The organism is Streptomyces sp. YIM 121038 (genome assembly GCF_006088715.1).
GTDB lineage: Bacteria > Actinomycetota > Actinomycetes > Streptomycetales > Streptomycetaceae > Streptomyces.
In genome coordinates, this window is the sequence record NZ_CP030771.1 from 249356 (window position 1) to 267328 (window position 17973).

At 73.6% G+C, this 17973-nt stretch carries 12 protein-coding genes; 7 read left to right on the forward strand and 5 right to left on the reverse strand.

Going from position 1 to position 17973, the window contains the following annotated elements:
- The first annotated feature begins 122 nt into the window (after positions 1-122).
- From C9F11_RS01005 to C9F11_RS01020, 4 genes are all read left to right on the forward strand, one after another.
- On the forward strand, positions 123-1496 hold the full coding sequence (locus C9F11_RS01005) for an aspartate aminotransferase family protein (protein WP_138957432.1): 1374 nt from the start codon (positions 123-125) through the stop codon (positions 1494-1496).
- A gap of 84 nt (positions 1497-1580) precedes the next feature.
- Positions 1581-2225: a nitroreductase family protein gene (locus tag C9F11_RS01010; RefSeq protein WP_138957433.1), complete on the forward strand. Its 645-nt coding sequence runs from the start codon at positions 1581-1583 to the stop codon at positions 2223-2225.
- Positions 2226-2241: 16 nt separating this feature from the next.
- Entirely contained in the window at positions 2242-3249 is a 1008-nt protein-coding gene (locus C9F11_RS01015) for an aldo/keto reductase (RefSeq protein WP_138957434.1), read from the forward strand.
- A gap of 42 nt (positions 3250-3291) precedes the next feature.
- Complete coding sequence (locus C9F11_RS01020; protein WP_138957435.1) at positions 3292-4431, forward strand: acyl-CoA dehydrogenase family protein; 1140 nt, start codon at positions 3292-3294, stop codon at positions 4429-4431.
- A gap of 155 nt (positions 4432-4586) precedes the next feature.
- On the opposite strand, the gene cs1 is transcribed toward C9F11_RS01020, so the two are convergent.
- From cs1 to C9F11_RS01040, 4 genes are all read right to left on the reverse strand, one after another.
- The gene (cs1, locus tag C9F11_RS01025; protein ID WP_138957436.1) at positions 4587-5561 is read right to left on the reverse strand and encodes a clavaminate synthase Cs1; all 975 of its coding nucleotides are present in this window, start codon (positions 5559-5561) and stop codon (positions 4587-4589) included.
- On the reverse strand, positions 5558-6508 hold the full coding sequence (speB, locus tag C9F11_RS01030) for an agmatinase (protein ID WP_138957437.1): 951 nt from the start codon (positions 6506-6508) through the stop codon (positions 5558-5560). The genes cs1 and speB overlap by 4 nt, the downstream gene beginning before the upstream one ends.
- A 210-nt stretch (positions 6509-6718) precedes the next feature.
- The gene (locus tag C9F11_RS01035) at positions 6719-8263 is read right to left on the reverse strand and encodes an asparagine synthetase B (RefSeq protein WP_138957438.1); all 1545 of its coding nucleotides are present in this window, start codon (positions 8261-8263) and stop codon (positions 6719-6721) included.
- Positions 8264-8266: 3 nt separating this feature from the next.
- Complete coding sequence (locus C9F11_RS01040; protein WP_138957439.1) at positions 8267-9982, reverse strand: thiamine pyrophosphate-binding protein; 1716 nt, start codon at positions 9980-9982, stop codon at positions 8267-8269.
- Positions 9983-10560: 578 nt separating this feature from the next.
- On the opposite strand from C9F11_RS01040, the gene C9F11_RS01045 reads away from it, so the two are divergent.
- The 3 genes from C9F11_RS01045 (at position 10561) to C9F11_RS01055 (ending at position 14757) form a co-directional block, all read left to right on the forward strand.
- Entirely contained in the window at positions 10561-12699 is a 2139-nt protein-coding gene (locus tag C9F11_RS01045; protein ID WP_249401534.1) for an AfsR/SARP family transcriptional regulator, read from the forward strand.
- Positions 12700-12968: 269 nt separating this feature from the next.
- On the forward strand, positions 12969-14132 hold the full coding sequence (gene argJ, locus C9F11_RS01050; protein WP_138957441.1) for a bifunctional glutamate N-acetyltransferase/amino-acid acetyltransferase ArgJ: 1164 nt from the start codon (positions 12969-12971) through the stop codon (positions 14130-14132).
- A gap of 22 nt (positions 14133-14154) precedes the next feature.
- Complete coding sequence (locus tag C9F11_RS01055) at positions 14155-14757, forward strand: flavin reductase family protein (RefSeq protein ID WP_138957442.1); 603 nt, start codon at positions 14155-14157, stop codon at positions 14755-14757.
- On the opposite strand, the gene C9F11_RS01060 is transcribed toward C9F11_RS01055, so the two are convergent.
- Positions 14741-17668, reverse strand: coding sequence for a BTAD domain-containing putative transcriptional regulator (locus C9F11_RS01060; protein ID WP_249401535.1), 2928 nt, complete (start codon positions 17666-17668; stop codon positions 14741-14743). The genes C9F11_RS01055 and C9F11_RS01060 overlap by 17 nt on opposite strands.
- Positions 17669-17973 lie beyond the last annotated feature (305 nt).

Genomic DNA, 17973 nt, shown 5'->3' on the forward strand with positions numbered 1-17973 from the left:
CCGGCTGCGAGTCTCCCCGTGAGATCCGGCAACCGCTCGTCGAGGCCGCGTCCCTCCCCGTGTACCTCCGGGGGCGGCGACACGCCGGTGTGCCGATGACCATCCGCGAAGGAGCTCGCCTCATGTCCACATCCTCGGTGGCACGGATTCCCGGCTCGGACCGGACGGCGCGATGGGTCCGGGCCGACCGTGACCGGCTCATCCATCCCAATCTCCCGAGCGGCCTCACGGAGCGCACCGTGATGGTCGAGGGGCAGGGGTGCTACGTACGCGACAGTTCGGGCAGGCGGTACCTGGACGCCGCGGCGGTGCTCGGCATGATGCAGGTGGGGCACGGGCGGGGTGAGATCGTCCGGGCCGCCGCCGCCCAGATGGGCACCCTGGAGTGCTTCCACCTCTGGGAGTCCATGAGCAACGACAAGGCGATCGAGCTGGCCGTACGGCTGGGTGACCTCGCCCCCACCGGTCTGGACCGCGTGTTCTTCACCAGCGGCGGGGCGGAGGGCAATGAGATCGCCTTGCGCATGGCGCGGTTCTTCCACCACCGCAGGGGCGAGCCCGAGCGGACGTGGATCCTGTCGCGCAGGACGGCCTACCACGGCATCGCCTACGGCGCCGGAAGCGTCTCGGGGCTGCCCGTGTACCACGAGGGCTTCGGCCCCTCGCTGCCGCACGTGCACCACTTGACGGCCCCCGACCCGTACCAAGGCGTCGGGTACGAGGGCGAGGACGTCACCGAGTTCTGCCTGCGTGAACTGCGGGAGACCATCGAACGGATCGGGCCGGACCGGATCGCGGCCATGATCGGCGAGCCGGTCATGAGCGTCGGCGGCGCGGTCGTCCCCCCGCCGGACTACTGGCCCCGGGTCGCCGAGCTGCTGGACGCGCACGGCATCCTGCTGATCTTCGACGAGGTGGTCACGGCGTACGGGCGGACCGGGCACTGGTTCGCCGCCGAGCACTTCGGAGTGCGGCCGGACCTGCTGGTGACAGCCAAGGGCATCACCTCCGGCTACGTCCCGCACGGCGCGGTGCTCGTCACCGAGGAGGTGGCGTCCGCGGTGACCGCGGCCAACGGATTCCCGATCGGCTTCACGTACACCGGGCATCCCACCGCCTGTGCGGTCGCGCTCACCAACCTGGACCTCATCGAACGCGAGAAACTCCTCGACAACGCGACGGTGACCGGCGGCCACCTGGCCGACAGGCTGGCCGCGCTGTCCGAGCTGCCTGTCGTCGGCGAGGTGCGCCAGATCGGTCTGATGCTGGGCATCGAGCTGGTCGCGGACAAGCGGACACGGACGCAACTACCCACCGGCACGGCCCCGGTGGCGCGGGCGCTGCGCGAGGACGCCGGCATCATCCTGCGTGGCAACCCGCGGTCCCTCCTGATCAACCCGCCCCTGGTCCTGAACCGGGCCGAGGCCGACGAGCTGGCCGACGGACTCCACGCGGTCCTCGCCCGCGTCGACCCCGACGGCCGGGTCCGGCCCTGAACCCCCGGCCCCCTACAGGCCCTTGGACCCCGCAGACGGCCGACCCGTCGTCCGCCCCTCGCCCCTGGATCGGAGGAACACCCCATGACGCCCTTGGACCTCACCCCGGACGAACTGCTCACGACCACCCGCTCCGTACGCAAACGGCTCGACCTGACCCGGCCGGTCCCGCTGGAACTCGTCGAGGACTGCGTCCGTGTCGCCCTTCAGGCCCCGACGGGCAGCAACCGGCAGAGCTGGCACTGGATGGTCGTGACGGACGCACGGCAGCGGGCCTTGATCGGCGGCTACTACCGGCGCGCGGTGCGGGAGTACCTGCGTTCGGAGGGGACCTGCGCGTCGCTGTTCCCCGAGGACCCGGCACGCCACGCCGTGCAGCGGCGCGTGGGCGACAGCGTCGCCCATCTGGGCGAGCACATGGCCGAGGTGCCCGTCCACGTCATCCCCTGTCTCGACGTGAACGACGCTCCCGAGTACAACGAGGCGGGCAAGTGGGGCTCGATCGTCCAAGCCGCGTGGAGCTACATGCTCGCCGCGCGGGCGCGTCGCCTCGGGACCGCCTGGACCACCCTGCACCTGATGTACGAGAAGGAGATCGCTGAGCTGCTCGGCCTGCCGGACGGCGTCGTCCAGGCGGCGCTCATCCCGACGGCGTTCTCCCTCGGCACACGATTCAGGCCCGCCGCGCGGCAGCCTCTCGAACGGGTGCTCCACGTGGACACGTGGTAGGCGGAGGAACCCACACATGAGGCACGACGACGGATCACCCCTGCCCACTCGCGCACTCGGTGGGCTCACGCTGCCCGCGCAGGGCCTCGGCTGCCTGAGCATGACCTCCTTCTACGCGTCGGCCGAACCCGCCGAGGCGGTCGCCACCGTACGGCACGCCATCGACCGGGGCGTCACCCTGCTGGACACGGCGGACGTCCAGGGACTCGGCGAAGGCGAGCGACTGCTCGGGAAGGCGGTCGCGGGCCGCCGGGACCGCGTGCTGATCTCCACGAAAGTCGGTCTGGAACGCGACCGTGACGGGATGTTCCTCGGCGTACGGGGCGACCGGGCGTACATCCGGGAGCGCTGCCACGCCTCACTGCGCCGCCTGGGCGTCGACCACCTCGACTTCTACGTCAAGCACTGGGCGGCTCCCGGCGAGCGGGTGGAGGAGGCGGTCGGCGCCCTGGCGGAGCTCGTCACGGAGGGCAAGGTGCGCCATCTGTGCCTCTCCGAGGTCTCCGCCGACACCATCCGCCGCGCCCACGCGGTGCACCCCGTCACCGCCGTCCAGAGTGAGTGGTCGCTGGTGAGCCGGGGCATCGAGGCCCAGGTGCTGCCCGTCTGCCGGGAGCTGGGCATCGGCGTCATCGCGTCGTGCCCGCTGGGGCGCGGGCTGCTCACCGGACGGATCGCCTCCGTCGCCGACCTCGGCCCGGCGGCGGACTTCCGGCGTACGCTGCCCCGCTTCGAGCCGCTCCACCTCGCACGCAACCAAGCGGTCGTGGACGCGCTGAGGCCCCTGGCCGCGAGCCGTGACCTGTCCGTCGCCCAGCTCGCCCTGGCCTGGCTCCACCACCAGGGCGACGACGTCGTGCCCATCCCGGGCACCGGTCGCCGCGGCCACCTGGCGGAGAACCTGGGCGCCGCCTTCGTCGGACTGACCGCAGAGGAGCTGCGGACCGTGGAGAGCGCGGTGTCGGCCGCGGGTGTCCACGGCGAGCGGTATCCGCCCTTCCTGATGCGGCTCGTCGACAACTGAGCCGTCTTCCCGGCACGAGCGCACGAGCGGAGGAACGAGAACGTGAGATTCCTGCAACTCGACCACGAGGTCTGTGAAGAGCTCCTGCCCGGCCTCGCCGGCCGCCTCGCCGATGTGCCGTTCGACGAGCTGGAGTCCCCGGCGAGCCCGGCCATCGCGTTGTTCAAGGAGTACGGCGGCACCAATCTCCTGGTCCCCCGCGACTACGGCGGGATCGGCGCCTCCGCGCTCGACGCCGTCAGGGTGATCCGCGCGCTGGCGTCGCTCGCCCCGTCCCTCGCGGTGGCCACCGCGATGCACCACTTCTCGGTCGGCATGCTGTTCGCCGTCGGTCCGCTCTACGAGAGCGGCACCGGCATCCACACGTCCGTGCTCGACGTGGTCGCGAAGAACCGGTCGCTCATCGCGTCGGGCTACGCGGAGGGGCGCTCCGGGCGCGGCATCCTCACCCCCACCGTCGAGGCCCGCGAGACAGCCGGCGGCTACCTCGTCAGCGGCTCCAAGAAGCCGTGCAGCCTCTCGCGTTCGATGGACTTCCTCACGGCGAGCGTCGCGCTGCCCGGGGACGACGGCGACGCCGGGATGGGTCTCCTGGTGCTCCCCTCCGATACGCCGGGCATCTCCGTGCACGAGTTCTGGTCGACGTTCCCGCTGGCCGGAGCGGAGAGCCACGAGGTCCGCCTCACCGATGTGTTCGCCCGGGCGGAGCACGTCCTGCGGGCCCCGGCGAACGCCGCCGAGAAGCTCGACGAGCTCAACGAGGCCGGTGTGATCTGGTTCCAGATGATCGTGGCCGCCTCGTACACCGGCGTGGCCAGCGCGCTGGTCGATCTCGTCCTGCGCGAGCGGCGCGGATCGGCCGGGGAGCGCGCCCGGCTGTGTCTGCTCATCGAATCCGCGGCGTCCCTGGTGGAGGGGGTGGCCCGTCGGATCATGGACGGCGACCTCGGCAACGACTGTGCCGCCGCCTCCCTGTTCACCCGCTTCTCCGTGCAGGACGTCATCACCCGGGCCGTCTCCCAGGCGGTCGAGATGCTGGGCGGGATGGCCTTCGTCACCTCGCCGAGGATCGCTTGCCTGGCCTCCGCCGCGCAGGCCGTCGTCTTCCACCCGCCGTCGCGGATGAGCATGAGCGAGGCGGTCGTCGACTACTACGCGGGCAAGCCGCTGCTGTTCTCGTAGCGAGTCCGCCAGCGGCTCCCGTAGTGAGTCCGCCAGCGAGGGCAGCGAGTCCGGCAACGCCGTCACGGCCGCGGTCCGGCGCGACGCGCGAGTGTCCGGCCCGACGCGCGGGTGTGGGGGCGCCGGTGTCGGCGCCCCCACACCCGCGCGTCGGATCAGCGGCGCGGCACGAAGTCCACCACGTCACCGGCTCGTTCCCCGCCCGACAGCTGCCCGTTGCGCTCGGTGCGGATGTAGACGCGGTGCAGCCACCGGTCCTTGCCGTCCCAGCGCGGTACGAAGGGGGTACGGGCGTGTGTCGTACGGAAGTTGTCCACGACGAGCAGGTCGCCCGGGATCAGGTACACGGCCTCGCGGACCTCGTCGAGGGCCTTGGAGAGGACGGTGACGGCCTCGATGTCGGCGGCGTCCCGGGGGGCGAGCAGCTCGCGGTCGTACCCGAGGAACGGGTCCCGCGGGTCGCCGTAGAGCGGCTTGACGTTCGCCAGGGCGCCGGGATCGTCGGCGCCCCCGCGGAAGGCGACGTCCACACAGCAGGGCAGCGGCCGGTCGAAGAGGCGGTCGCGTACGGCGTCCGGCAGCAGGGGAAGCGCCTTGCGGACGGAGCCGACGAGGGTGGCCGCCGTGCGCTCGTGGTCCGCCCGGGAGCACGCGAGCAGCACGTAGTTCGGCTGGCGCACGTGGTAGGCCATCTCGGTGTGGAACTCGAGCAGGGTCTCGGAGGTCTCGGAGGACAGGTAGTGCGCGCCCGGTGACGGGTAGACGTCGTGGTACACGGTGGCGGAGCGCAGTTCCCGGTAGCCGGTGTGCAGGCCGAGGCGGCGTCCGACGATCGCGAGCATGGCCTCCTGGTTCAGGAGCGGCCGGTCCACGGGCGCGGGCGTGCTGTCGGGGGTGCGCGGCAGGGCGTCGTCCTCCTCCACCGGCAGACCCCGCAGCAGGAGGTATCCGTTCCGGTTTCCGTCGGCTCGGAAGTCGTCGAGCGTCCCCGCCAGCGGAGCGGGGAGCGCGTCGGCGGCCGTGCGCGCCGCGGCGAGGAATCCGTGGAGGTCCCTGCGGGGGACCCGGGGCAGCCGCGCGGCCAGCTCCAGCAGGCGCGCGGAGTACGGGGAGCAGTCGAGCTCGGTCATGGGGAGGTCCTCTCTCGGGTGTGTGCGCGGGCGTACTGGAAGAGCAGCTCGGCGCCGATCTCGGAGGCGAGGAGGGAGGTGACGCCGCCGTGGTCGTAGGGCGGCGAGACCTCCATCACGTCGAAGCCCACGGGCCGCAGCGCGCCGACGTGGCGCAGGAGGGCGAGCACCTCGCGCGAGGTGGGGCCGCCCGGGGCCGGGGTGCCGGTGCCCGGGGCGAACGCCGGGTCCACGACGTCGACGTCCACCGACACGTAGACGGGTGCGTCGCCGAGGAGGGAGCGGACCAGCCGCCCGGCATCCTCCGGTCCCAGGGCGCAGAACTCGTCGGAGGTGACGATCCGGACGCCGTGCCCGCGGGCGTAGTCGAGCGAGTCGGGCCGCGGGTTGTGGCCCCTGATGCCGATCTGCACCATGCGCAGCGGGTCGACGAGCTTCTCCTCGATGGCGTGCCGGAAGGGCGTGCCGTGGTGGTACTCGCCGCCGTAGACGGCGGGGTTGGTGTCGGAGTGGGCGTCCAGGTGCAGGACGGCGACCGGCCCGTGCCGGGCCGCGACGGCACGCAGCGCGGCCAGCGTCAGCGAGTGGTCGCCGCCGATCATGAGGAAGGCGGCGTTGTCGGCGAGCAGGCCGCTCAGCCTCTCCTGGGCGGTGGCCATGGCGATGTGCATGTTGAACGGGGTCAGGTCGATGTCACCGGCGTCGACGCAGTCGATGAGGTCGAAGGTGCCTGGCCCCCGGTCGATGCCGACGCCGTGGATGAGCCCGGACTCGCCGCGTACGGCGCGCGGGCCGAAGCGCGCGCCCGGCCGGTAGCTGGTGCCGCCGTCATAGGGGGCGCCGATCACCACGACGTCCTTGCCGTGCGGTGCCGGGTCGTGCGGCAGGCGCATGAACGTGGGGATCTGCGCGTAGCGCGGCGAGACGGTGGTGTCGATGCGGTCCACGGTGGGGTCCCTTCCTTCCTGACCTTCCTGACCTTCCTGGGCGACGTGCTGGTCGGTCGCGGGGCGGTTCTGTTCGTGGTGGTGGTGCGACCGAGGGCGGTGCGGCGACTGAAGGTGGTACTGCGATCGAAGGCGGTGCGACGACTGAAGGTGGTACTGCGATCGAAGGCGGTGCGACGACTGAAGGTGGTACTGCGATCGCGTGCGCGGTCACCGCGGGGCCGGGCGGGCGCCGCGCGGCTCGCGGTCGGCGACGAGGCGGGCGATCGCGTCGACGGCCACCTCGTCCGGGTGGCGTCCGCCGACGACGACCTGGTCGAAGATCTCCCTGACGACCAGCCGTTTGGCCTGGCGCACCCGGTCCTGCGGGACACCGGCGTCCTGGAGGAGCCGGGTGAACGACGACGTGGTGCCCGACCCCTCGTGCACGCCGAGCTTGGGGCGGACGAGGACCTCGTGCGGCAGGACGCCTCTCATGGCGGCGCGCAGCACCCATTTGTCCCGCCCGTGGCGGTGCTTGAGCCCGGCCTCCACCGACACGAGGAGGTCGAGGACGTCGCGGTCCCAGTAGGGGTGGGTCGACCAGTGGCCTGCCACCGCGGAGAGGGTCGGTGTCATCTCGTTCAGGCCGTCGAAGGTGTTCATGTCGCGGCAGACGGCCTCCTCCAGGTGGGGAAGCCGGCCCTCCCGGTGCATACCGCCGAGCGGGATGTCGGCCCCGTACCCGGTGAGCACGCGCCGGCCGGCGGCGCCGTCGGCTCCCGTGCCGCCGAGTCGCAGGTACAGCGCGGTCAGCGGCAGCAGGTACTCGACGACGTCCGGGTCGAGGCACTCCGCCGCCCAGACCGCGTACGGCAGTTGCCGCAGCAGTTCCGGCGTCGGGACGGTGATCTCCTGGTGCGCGGAGCCGATGTGCCGGGCGACGACGCGCGCCTGCGGGAACTCGTCGGCCTCGTCGGTGCCCATGGAGACCGTGTCGATGGGTCCCGGTGACCGGCGGGCGGCCAGCGCCGCGACCGATGAGGAGTCGATGCCGCCCGAGAGCACCACCAGGGGCGTGCCCGCACCCGTGCGGGCCGCCACCGCGCGCTCCAGCGTGCGGCGGACGGCGTCGGCCGCTTCGTCCTCCGGCAGGATCCGGCGGGCCGACGGCGGCGCCCAGGTGCGGTGGGTGACGCACTTCCCGGTGGCCACCTCGATGTCCAGGGCCGTGCCGGCCGGGACCTGGTGGATGCCGAGCCGCCCGCGCACCGGCCGGGCCGGGGCGGGCCGCCCCCGAGGGGCGGCCCGCAGCGCCTTCGCCTCCGTCGCCGCCAGGACGCGGCCCGGGGCGACGGAGACGTACAGGGGCACCGACCCCGCGTGGTCCGTGGCGAGCACAGCGCGCCGGGAGTCCGTGAACAGCGCGGCGAACCGCCCGTTGAGAAGCCGGAAGACGGGGGCGCCGTAGACGTCGAAGAGGGCCAGGATCAGGGCGGCGTCGCCGTCCGGCAGCGCGCGGCCGGGCAGAAGGCCGAGCAGTTCGCCCTGGTTGTACAGCTCTCCCGCGAAGACCAGGGTCCTGTCCTGGTGGTGGGCGCACGCCCGGTCGGGTGCCCCGGAGTGCAGGAGGACGGCGTGCAGCACGCGGTCGGCCGTCCGCTCGTGCCACCGGGCCAAGGAGCCGCGGGAGGCGAAGTCCGGTGCGAGGGGTCCGCCGCCGTCGAGGCGGACCTCCGCCTGGAAGCCGGTCGCGGCGGGAAGCGTCGCCTCCATGACTCAGATGGTCAGGGCGGCGAAGCCACCCGCACGGAAGTCGTAGTTCACCGGTACTTCGACCAGGAACGGCCGGCCGAGGCCCACGCCCTTGCGCAGCGCCGCGAGCAGCTCCTCACGGGTGGTGGCCCGGACCGCCTCCACCCCGTTGGCGCGCGCGAGCGTGGTGAAGTCGACTCCTGTGAACCTCACCGCGGGGCCGTGGGAACGGTGGTGGCCGATGTTCTGGTACAGCTCGATCAGGCCGTTGGCGTCGTTGTTGACGACGACGGTGACGATGGGCAGGTTCAGCCGGGCGATGGTCTCCAGGTCGGCGCTGTTGGAGTGGAAGCCGCCGTCACCGGCGATGAGGAAGGTCGGCTGTCCGGGCCGGGCGAGCTGCGCGCCGATCGCCGCCGGGATGCCGTAGCCGAAGCTGGAGCAGCCCGCGGAGGTGAGGAAGCCGTAGGGCTGGTCGGCGCGGGCGAACAGCACGCCGTAGTGGCGGAAGAACCCGATGTCGGAGACGATGGTGCCTTCCCCCGCCTCGGCGCTCTCCGCCATGACGGTGTTCATGGAGTCCATCACCTGGTGCACCCGCAGGCCGTCGTCGTACTGGCGGGGATCGGCGAGGAACTCCGCTACGCGCTCCCGCAGCGGCGAGACGTCGTGCGGGGTCTTCGCGGCGAGTCCGGCGGTGCGCTGGTCGAGGAGCTCCACGAACTCCCGTACGTCGGTGACGACGTCGAGGTCCGGGCGGTAGACCCGGGGCACGGGGTTGGCCGTGGGCGAGACCCTGACCGTGGTCTTGTCCGCCCCGCGCTGCCACATCGAGGGGCGCAGGTCCTCGGCGTAGTCGTAGCCCAGGGTGAGGACGAGGTCCGCGGGGCCGAAGAGGGTGTCCAGGGCGGGGAAGTCCAGGATGCCGTCCATGTAGCCGGTGACCGCGCCGTAGTCCAGCTCGTGCCCGTGCGGCAGGACGCCTTTGGCGGTGTACGTGGTGATGACCGGCGTCCTCAGCCGCTCGGCGAGGGCGCGGACGGCGGGCACGGCCCCGGACCGGATCGCGGCGGCGCCGACGACCAGGACGGGGTGGCGCGCCGCCCCGATCAGCTCGGCCACCCGCAGCGCGCTCCCCCGCCAGCCGTCCTCGACCGCGCCGACCGGCTTGGCCAGGACCCTGGCCCCGGGGTGCGGCCGTGCGGTGTCGACCTCGCTGCCGAGCAGGTCGACGGGCAGCGAGATGAAGCTGGGGCCGACCGGTTCGGTCATCGCCGCGCTCACCGCCGAGTCCACCAGGTCGGTGATGTCGTCGGGGCGTCGGAGCTCCACGCAGTACTTGGTCAGCGGACCCATGACGGAGACCGAGTCGAGGCACTGGTGCGTGTCGTTGGGGAAGATGTCGTGGGACTCGGACTGGGCGGCGAGCGCGACGACCGGCGAGCGGTCGAGGACGGAGGTGGCGACCCCCGTGGCCAGGTTGGTCATTCCGGGGCCCAGCGTGGCCCAGCACGCCTGGGGCCGGCCGGTGATGCGGGCCAGTACGTCCGCCGCGACACCGGCGGTGAACTCGTGCCGGGTCAGCACGAAGTCGACGCCGTCCGCCTCGTCGAAGAGGATCGACGCGGCCTCGCGGCCGACCACCCCGAACACGGTGCGTACGCCGTGGTCGTGGAGCCGTCGCAGCAGGGCGTGAGCGGTGGTCTGGGTGGTGCGGGGGCCGGTGGACACACGAGACATGGCGGTTCCTCTGCGTCGATGCGGATGGCGGCTGCGCCGGTCGTGATCCCGGCACGGGGGTGGCGGGAGCCGAGGGGCTCTTCGGCGGCCACTGGGCCACTGTGTCGACTGGGCCTTGCAGGGGGGTGGACGGTTCCCTTGCACCGTTCCCGCGCGTGGCCGGGGTGCCCGTTATGCGCGGTGCGCCCGTACGTCCGGTGTGCCGTGGTGCGGCCGGACCACACACGTCACCCGTCGCCGCGCGACCCGGTGGTGGACGCCGGGGCCGCCGGGTCAGGCATCCGGAGCCCGGTAGTCGGTCAGGGTCGGGCACAAAGCGCTCGGTTCCGGGCGAGTGGCGGGCGCCGTCGTCGGGGGGAAGGTGGTGGACGGCGCAGTGACGGCGCCGCGGAGTGGACCACGCGGCTGTCTCGCCGCACGTGCCGTCGGCGCCGGGCGAGCCCGCTGCCCGGCGCTCCACGCGGCCGCGGGACAGGCGCGGGACGCAGCCGCGCGGCGAGGCCCGGTCACCGCCGGTACGCACACCGTTCCGGCGGAACGGGGCGGGCCGCCGCGCCAGGCAGAGAGGACCGGATGACGTGAAGCCGACGAGCTGTGAGCCCCGTGCCGGGCTGCGCGATCTGACCGGAGCACCACCGATCGGGACGTTGGGCTGCCTGTCCGTGCACGTCCACGGCCGGCCCCTGGAGCTGGGACCGCCACGCCAGCGGGCCGTCCTCGCCCTGCTCCTGATCAGCGCGGGCAGCGTGGTGTCGGTCGACTCGATCATCACCCAGATCTGGGGTGACACCCCACCGGCGGCCGCCCACGCGACCCTGCAGTCGTACGTCTCCCGCCTCCGCAAGCTCCTCGCCGACTGTGTGCTCCCCGACGGCTCGCGGCCACGACTCCACTACCGGCAACCGGGGTACGCGCTGGCGATCGACCCGGAGCACGTCGACGTCCACAGCTTCGAGCGCATAGCGCGCGCCGGCGTCCGGCTGGCGCAGAAGGGGCGCGCCGAGGAGGCGCACGCGCTGCTCGGCACCATCCTCGACGACTGGCACGGAGCGCCGTACGACGAGCTGAACGCGTACGACTTCGCCGTGCACGAAGCCGCCCGGCTCGAACAGCTGCGGCTCAGCGCCCTGGAGGCGTGGGCCCAGTGTGCGCTGGGTCTTGGCGGGGAGGAGGACGCGCTGCACACCCTGGCTCAGGAGGCGCGGCGGAACCCGCTGCGCGAACGGCTGATCGGGCTCTATATGCACGCCCAGTACCGGCTCGGCAGGCAGGCGGACGCCCTGCACACGTACGAGCGGACGCGCCGCGCCCTCGCGGACGAGATCGGTGCCGACCCCGGCAAGGAGCTGGCGGCGCTGCACGCGGCGATCCTGCGGCAGGACGGCTGCCTCGACCGCGCGCCCGGGACCACCGCCGCCGCGGTGGGCGGCCACAGCTCCGCCGCGGCGGTCGCGCCCCGGTCCCCGGCCGCCACCGAACCGGGCCGGATCATGATCCCGCCGCCCCGCCTCCGCCCCGGGCGGGGCCGCGACGCGGGAGCGCGGCCGCGCGGGTGCGGCGGTACGCGACCGGTGTTCGTCGGGCGGGACGAGGAGGTGCGGGCCCTGTCGGAGTCCGCCACGGGTGCGTTCCACTCCTCCGGCCGGGTGGCGTTCGTCGTCGGAGAGGCCGGCAGCGGCAAGACACGGCTGGTGTCCGAACTCGCGGGGACCGTCCCGCACGGCGTACACGTGGTGTGGGGCTCCTGCTCGGAGAGCGAGGACAAGCCGGACTACTGGCCGTGGACGACGCTCTTGCGCCGGTTGAACCGGCTCTGGCCCGAACGGGTGCGACGACTGCCCGGCTGGGTGCGCCACAGCGTCGCCCGCCTGCTGCCCGAACTCGCGTCGGACGGATGCGACTTGCCGCACCCGCGACCGGGGCCGGGGCCGGGGCCGGAGCCGCTGACCAGGGACGCCCGGTTCACCCTGCATGACGCGGTGTGCCAGACGCTGCTCTGTACCGTCCGCGAGCCGACGATCCTCGTCGTCGAGGACGTGGACCGGGCCGACGCCCCGTCACTCGCCGTGCTGCGGCTGCTCGTCGAGCAGGTGCGGACCGTCCCCGTCCTCCTGGTGGTCACCTCCCGCACCTTCCAACTCGCCCACGACGGCGCGCTGCGGCGCGCCGCGGCGGTCATCCTCCAGTCGCCCGACGCACGCCGGATCCCGCTCAAGCCCCTGGACCTCCCGGCCACCCGGTCGCTCGTGGAGTCGACGCTGGGCGAGATCCCCGAACCCCACCTCCTGGACAGGCTCCACCGGCGCACCGCGGGCAACCCCTTCTTCCTCGGCTACCTGCTGCACGCGCGGCGGCAGGGGCTCTCCGCGGGCCCGGACGCCGCGATCCCCCATGAGCTGGCCGGGGTCGTGCTGCAACGCCTGTCGGGCCTTCCTCCCGGAGTCCGCCGTGCCCTCGAACTCTGCGCGGTCAGCGAGGAGGGCTGCGCGCCACGCGTCGTCGAGGCCGTGCTGCGCCGCGAAGGCATCCCCGCGGACGTTCTCCTCATGGCCGTGCACGGCGGACTGCTGGAGTTCGCCTCCGCCGGAGCGGACCGGCTGCGCTTCGTCCACCCGCTGGTGCGCGAGGCGGTCCGGTACGACGTGGAGAACGCGCGCGCGGTCGCGTCCACCGCCGACGGTGTAGCGGACGCCGCCCGCCGACCAGGCGCACGCTGACGGGCGCCGCGGGCGACGCCCCGATCGAGCCGTCGCCCGTTCAAGGGAGTTCAAGCGAACGGCGCAGCGGTCGGCAAGCGGTGTGTGTCACGGTGGCTGCGCGGTCGGCGGACGTGGCGCACGCGGCACGCCGCGCCGCGCCACCGGCTCGTACCGCGGGCTCCGTGGGACACCGGCTCGTACCGCGGGCTCCGTGGGACACGGGCCGCGACCGCCGTCGGCGCACGGAACGGTCGGCATCCGCTCCTCGGGAAGGGAAGTCCAGTCCGATGCACGCCTCTTCTCCGCAAGGTTTCCGCGTCCACCACGGCCGAGTCGGCATCAAGGAGGCGGGTCCGGACTTCGCCGTGATCGCCTCGGAGGTGCCCGCGACGGTGAGCGCGGTGTTCACCCGCTCACGCTTCGCCGGCCCCAGCGTCCTGATCAGCCGGGAAGCGGTCGCGGACCGGTCGGCCCGCGGCGTCGTCGTCCTCTCCGGCAACGCCAACGTCGCCACCGGAGCCGAGGGACACCAGGACGCCGAAGAGGTCCGCCGCCGTGTGGCCGCGTCGATCGGGGCGGACGAGAACGACGTACTGATCGCCTCGACCGGGCTGATCGGCCACCCCTACCCCATGCCACGTGTGCGCTCCCACCTCGCGTCCCTGCGGTGGCCGTTCCCCGGCGCGGACTTCGACGCGGCGGCCACGGCCATCATGACGACCGACACCCGGCCCAAGGTCCGCCGCGCGCGGTGCGGCGACGCGACGCTGGTCGGCATCGCCAAGGGGGTGGGCATGATGGAACCGGACATGGCGACGCTGCTCACGTTCTTCTGCACCGACGCACGGGTGGGTCCGGTCGTGCTCGACGACGTCTTCCGCCGCGTCATGGACCGTACGTTCAACGCGCTGAGCATCGACACCGACACGTCCACCAGCGACACGGGGGCCATCCTCGCCAACGGGCTCGCGGGACCCGTGGACCTGGTGGCGTTCGAAGAGGCCCTGGACGCCGTCGCCCTCGGCCTGGTGAAGGACATCGCTCGCGACGGTGAGGGCGCCACGAAGCTCATCGAGGTGCGGGTCACCGGAGCAAGGGACACCGGACAGGCCAAGCGGGTGGCCAAGGCCGTGGTCAACTCACCGCTGGTGAAGACGGCGGTGCACGGCGCCGATCCCAACTGGGGCCGGGTCGCCATGGCGGTGGGCAAGTGCCAGGACGACCTGGACATCGTGCCCGAGCGCGTCACGATCGGTTTCGGGGACCAGGAGGTGTACCCGGGAAGGCCCGGCCCGGAGCAGCTCGCGCACGTCGCGGAGCGCCTCAAGGGCGACGAGGTCGTCCTGAGGGTCGATCTCGGGGTGGGCGGGCACTCCCCCGGCGAGTTCACGGCCTACGGCTGTGACCTCACCGAGGGGTATGTGCGGCTCAACGCCGACTACTCGACCTGACCGCCGTCGGCCCGGTGACGTCATGACGTACGACTCCGATCGCCTCGCGGGATCCGAAGGCGGGGCCCGGCAGACGGACTTCCGCACGATACTGGGGCGTTACCCCACCGGGGTCGCCCTGGTCACCGCGCCCGCGGGGGGTCCGGGAGCGGATCCGCTCGGGATGGTCGTCGGCACGTTCACCTCGGTGTCCCTGGACCCGCCCCTGGTCGGGTTCCTGCCCGCGCGGACGTCGACGACCTGGCCGGGGATCCGGGCGGCGGGCCGGTTCTGCGTCAATGTGCTGGGCGCCGGACAGCGGGACGTGTGCGAGGCGTTCGCCACCAGGTCGCCGCACCGCTGGGAGGTCTCCCACCGCGGGTCGCCCTCCGGCTGCCCCGTCCTGCCCGACGCCGTCGCCTGGATCGACTGCGCGGTACACGCGCAGACCGAGGCGGGCGACCACTGGTTCGTCACAGGTCTGGTGCGTGCGATGGGCGTCGGGGGCCAGGGACCCCCGATGGTCTTCCTGGGCGGCCGCTACGGCTCCTACGCGCCGCGACCGCCCCGCTGGGACCAGGCTCTGGGGCCCGTCCAGGGACCCGCCCCCGCCCTCCGTGCGCGACGGCTCAGGCGGGACCCGTAGTCGCGTCGTGCAGCTTCTCCAGCAGGCGGTCGGCGTCGGGGTGGCCCCACTCGGCGAGGATGGCCGCCGCGTGCTCCCAGCTCGCCCGGGCGGCCCGGTGATCCCCTTGGGCGTGCAGGGTGTCGCCGACGTGGCCGATGCTCTCGGCTTCGAGGGTGCGCTCGCCGATCTCGCGGTAGAGGACCAGGGCCTGCCGGTAACAGGACAGGGCGTGCGTGTACTGCCCCAGGTGATGGTGCGCGTAGCCGATGCTGTCCCAGGCGGCGGCCTCACCGCCCGCGTCCCCGGTGTCCTGGTGCAGGGCGACGGCTGTGGCGCACCGCGTGAGGGCCTCGTGGTGGTCGCCGCGCAGGATGTGGGTCCAGCCGATCTCGTTGAGGACGTTGGCCTGGCCCCTGACGTCGGCTGTCGTCCGGTAGTGGGCCAAGGCCCGGGCGTAGTGCTCCAGGGCCTCCTCGTGGCGGGCGCGGCTGTTGGCGAGGAAGGCGAGGCTGCGCAGGGTGCGGGCCTGGCCGTCGCGGTGGTCGAGGGCGGTGAACAGGCGCAGGGCGCGGTCCAGGTGCGAGCGGGCCTCGGCGTCCGCGCCCGTACGGTGCAGGGCGAAGCCCAGAGTGCGGTGGAGGTGGGCGCGCCCGAGCGGATCGCCCAGCCGTTCGGCGGCCGCGAGGCCCGCGCGCTGGAGGGAGATCTGCTCGTCCCTGAGGCCCCGGCGGTCCGCGAAGAGCTCCAGGGCGAGCGCCAGTTGCCAGGCGTGGGTGAGGAAGCCGCCGGTGTCCGCGGACTCGACCAGGGCGAGCAGCGCCGGGAGCTCCACGGTGAGCCAGGCGGCGGCCGACTCCCGCCCGCAGAGGGGCGCGGGCGTGGCGCCGGTGTGGCGGGAGGGCGGGGGCTCGCGCTCGGTGCGGTGTGGATAGAGCAGGTCGACGGCGGTCTGCGCGGTGTGCAGAGCGTGGTCGAGGAGGCGCCCGAGGGCGTCGCGGCGCCCGTGCTCGGTCTCCTCGGCGCGGACGCGTTCGCCCGCGTAGGCGCGCAGCAGGTCGTGGCAGGCGTAGCGGCCCGGAGCGGGTTCGGTCAGGAGGTGCGAGCGGGTCAGGTCGGCGAGCGCCGCGCGTGCCTCGCGCGGCCCCAGGCCGGCCAGGCTCGCCGCGGCGTGCCGGGACACCTCGGGACCGGGGTGGAGCGACAGGAGGCGGAACAGCCGGGCGGTCGTCGGGGTCAGGTACCGGTGCGACCAGGAGAAGACGGCGCGGACGTCGGCCTCGTCGCCGGAGAAGGCGTCCAGGCCGCCGTGGCCCTCGCGCAGCTCGGCGGCGACCGACGCCAGCGGGAAGCCGGGGCCCGAACCGGCGCGGGCCGCCACGATCGCGAGTGCCAGGGGCAGTCGGCCGCAGAGAGCGATGATGGCCTCGGCGGCTGCCGCCTCGGCCGCGATCCGCTGGGCGCCGAGGCGACGGGACAGGACCTCGCGCCCCTCCGCCTCGCTCAGCGGGCCCAGGACGATCGAGCGGGCGCCTTCGGCGGCGATCAGGCCCTGGAGCCGGTTGCGGCTCGTGACCATGACGTGACAGCCGGGTGCGCCGGGCAGCAGGGGGCGCACCTGGGCGGAGTCCCGGGCGTTGTCCAGCAGGACCAGGACACGCCGGTCCGCCAGCAGATGGCGGTACAGCGCGGCTCGGGCGTCCAGTCCCACAGGCATGTCCTGCGGATGCACGCCCAGGCCGTGCAGGAAGGCGCGCAGGATCTCGCCGCTCTCCAGGGCGGCTCCGGCCGGGTCGAAGCCCCGCAGGTCCGCGTACAACTGGCCGTCGGGGAAGCGGGAGGCGACGCCGTGGGCCCAGTGCACCGCCAGGGAGGTCTTGCCGACCCCGGCCATCCCCTCGATCACAGTGATCGTCGGGGCCGGGGAGGCGGTGGCGCCGTGGGAGCCGCGTCGCGTCGACAGCGCCTCGGCGCGGGCGAGGTCGTCGTCACGTCCGGCGAACACCGGGAGGTCGGCCGGGAGGTGCGCGGGGCGGACGCGTGGGGTGCGGGGTGGGGACGGCGCGGCGGTTGACGGGGAGCGGGGCGCGGGCGGCGTGACGGCCGACGGGGTGCGGGACGGGCGCGTGACGGCCGACGGGGTGCGGGGTGGGGGCGGCGGGTCGCCGGTGTACGTGTCCGGGGCGGGGCGGGCGGTGGCTTCGGGCTGCGGGCGGGCTCGTCGCGCGGCGGCCGGGTGCTGGCCGAGCACCCGCTGCTGGGCGTCGGTCAGCTCCCGGCCCGGCCCGACGCCCAACTCCTCGGCCAGCCGCTCCCGCACGGCCCGGTATGCGGCGAGCGCCTCGGCCTGGCGACCGGTGGCGGAGAGCGCCAGCACCAGATGCGCCTGCACGGACTCGTCCAACGGGTGCGCGGCGGCGGCCTGCCGCAGGGGGGCCAGGACGCGGTCCGACGCACCCGCCGCCAGGGCCACCGCGGCGGCGGCGCGCACCGTGCTCACGCATTCCTCGTCCACGGCCGCGAACACCGGGTGCGTACGCACCTCCGCGGCGATGCCGCAGGCCGCCGGGCCCTGCCACAGCGCGAGGGCATCGGCGTAGAGGCCGGTCGCGGTCGGTGGCGAGCCGTCGCGCGTGGCCTGCCGAGCCCGCTCCGCGAGCTGCCGGAAGACCAGGAGGTCCAGGCAGTCGGCGTCGACGTCGAGGCGGTAGCCGCCGCAGCCGCGCGTCAGGGGTACGGCTCCGCCGCCGTTTCCCTCCGCGCTCAACAGGCGCCGCAACGCACTCACATGGTGGCGCACCACGTTGGGAGCGCTCCGCGGCGGTCCCTGCGGCCACAGTACGTCGATCACGTCACTCAGGCCCACCGGTGAGCCCGCGCGCACCAACAGCAGGGCGAGGAGGGCTCGTTGCTTGGGGGGACTCGGCGTCACTTCGGTCCTGCCGTGCCATGCCCTGACTGGTCCGAGCACCGTGAACCGCATGGGCACGCACTTTAGTCGGGCCCGGGCGGACTGTCCGGCCGCGGAAGGCGCCCCGGCTGCCGCCAAGGGCTTTTCGACACATTTTCGACACCCTGTCTCCTCTACCATCGCGCTACCACGGCGGCCGGAACGCCGCCCGCGCGAGGCAGTCGTGCCCACCGGGTGGCCCTGCGCCCCGTACCGGTGTGAGGCCTGGGGCGACGGGCCGCCGACGCACCAGGGCGGGTCCGGGTCCGGCCGTGACCGATGCCGGA